The 2130-nt window shown below is 64.0% G+C and carries 1 protein-coding gene; it reads right to left on the bottom strand.

The features are described 5' to 3' along the window. Window positions 1-208 precede the first annotated feature (208 nt). Window positions 209-676: a hypothetical protein gene (locus tag EV655_RS18975; RefSeq protein WP_243645156.1), complete on the bottom strand. Its 468-nt coding sequence runs from the start codon at window positions 674-676 to the stop codon at window positions 209-211. Window positions 677-2130: the final 1454 nt, after the last annotated feature.

Genomic DNA, 2130 nt, shown 5'->3' with positions numbered 1-2130 from the left:
AATGCCCTCGGCACCGCCGAGATCGTCCGCGTGGCCTGAACCGGAAGGGGCAAGGGGAAGTCATGCCTCAAGCCACCTTTATGCAACAACGCCCATCCAGCCCAAAACGCGGGGGTCGGACTCTTGGGCCGACAGCGGAGCGGATTGCGCTTGGGCCAGGGGCGCAGACCCGAGCACGAACGCCAGCCCCGCCCCCCAAGCGAGCGCTCTAGAAATTGACAACGACATTGATGAACCCTCCCGTCCATGGATCTGCGCTCCCGCCGACAACATTGTCGATCCCTGCGCCCGGGAAAGAGACCGAGACACCGGCGGTCAGGAACGTGTTGCGATTGATGATCCGGCTGTATTCAAGAAACAGGTCGTCGGCGAGATGCGCGTCGTTAACGCCCGAGACCACGTTTCCGTTCACATCGACACGGGTCGCCTGGCCGAACTGAACGGGGCTGTTCAACTCGTTCGCCCAGACATGCGCATATCGCAGCGTCCAGGTGTCGGCCTGCGTCGGCTGGACGCGGAGCGCAGCAGTCAGCGCGTTCACGTTCGAATTGATGAAGGTCGAGGCGGATTTCGATCCCGTGGCCCAGGCGCTCGGGCTGCCCTGGTAATAGAGCGGGTCGAACCTTTCGAGCTTCGTCGTGTCCGGGTCGTCGCCAGAAAAGGTCTGGTAGCCCAAGGTGAGGCTCGGCGACCAGGGGGCAGATCCGCGAAGGTATACCCGGCGGTCACGCGGCCGCCCCAGGCCTCCAGGTCGATCCTGTCGTTCCTTTGAAGGGCGACCTCACCGGTAAAGGCCCAGTTTTCCAAAGCGCCCTCGAACGGGTTTGTCTTGCCGTAGATCCCAAGGGTCCGGGTTCCCTCCCGCGCGCCCGGCGTCACCGTCGGGGCGCCGACCCCGCCCGGGGCGGCTTGCGGGTAGGACGAGTTGGACTTGAGAACATCCACGAATGTCGCGCCCAGATAGCCACCGCGCGGATCGTCATAGCGCAGATCGACCCCCGCCAATTCGTTATTTCCGTCGGTGGAGGGCAACTCGTTCGGGTCGAGGTAAAATGCCGTCCCGGTCACGTTCCCATAGGACAGATGCCCGATCGCGGCCATTTCCCAAGCCTTGCGCGGCCCGAGCTTCAGCGCACCCCGCTCGAACCCGCTGGTCGCGCCGTTGGCAATCAGCATGCCCGTCCCGAGCGTCAATTCGCGCGGCCCCAGCGACAGGTCATAGGACAGGCCGCCGCCCAAGTCGCCGCGGATGGCAAGATAGGCCTCTTCCAGCGTCGTGGCACCGGTATCGCCCGTGTCGAAGGCATCCGTTCCCCAAGTATAGGACGCTACCGCGGACAGCTTGCCGTAGACCATCGCGCCGGTGTCGAGCTGGTACTCGAAGCTGAGGCCAGGCTTGATATAGCTTTCCAGCCAGTTGGTATCGGGGTCGAACCCGGACCCGGGGCTTGTCGTGGCGGCCAGATCCCAGAACAGATTGGTCTCGCTGACTGCGTAGATTGCGGCCTGCAGATGCCAGCGCAGTGTCAGGCCATTTTCGTTGTGCAGGATCGTGGATGGGCGATCCTGCCCATGGGCGCTCCCGGCAATGACACAGACCGCCAGCGCCGCCATGGCCCCGCGGCGCGCCCTGCGGCCGGGCGCCGCTCGCGGGGCGCGGGACCTGCCGGACCGCCCCCACGCGTCCGGACGCAGCGCGAAGTGCCCCATGTCGATCCCCCCATTCGATGGGCATCCCATCGCCCGCAAAGCCGAAGCCCAGGATTTTTCACCTCCGGCCCCCGACAGAAACCCGTCGCAATTATGTTGAGACCGAATACTGCAGCGCAATCCCGAGTCGAGCAAGGGCGCGAAACCTCCACCCGCCCGATATCGCGCCCTCCTGCCTTCTCAAATCACTCCGCCCCAGAGTCCGGCGGGCCTGATGCGGTGTCGGTTCTGGCCGTCATAGCCGAGTACATTGAGACCAAGGTCGAACCCTTCGTCTAGCGCGAAGGACCCAACTCGATCATCACCGCCCATTCGAGAGATTTTCGGCATTGTTGCAGAACTCTCGCCGTGAAGGATTCACATCACGAATCCATGCGGTTAGACGGGTGGCATGAGCAAGCCCAAGCCCGCCCGTTACCG

The organism is Rhodovulum euryhalinum (genome assembly GCF_004342445.1).
Classification (GTDB): Bacteria; Pseudomonadota; Alphaproteobacteria; order Rhodobacterales; family Rhodobacteraceae; genus Rhodovulum; species Rhodovulum euryhalinum.
The sequence above is the reverse complement of the archived record's forward strand: the minus strand, read 5'-3'. Positions and strand labels throughout refer to the sequence as shown.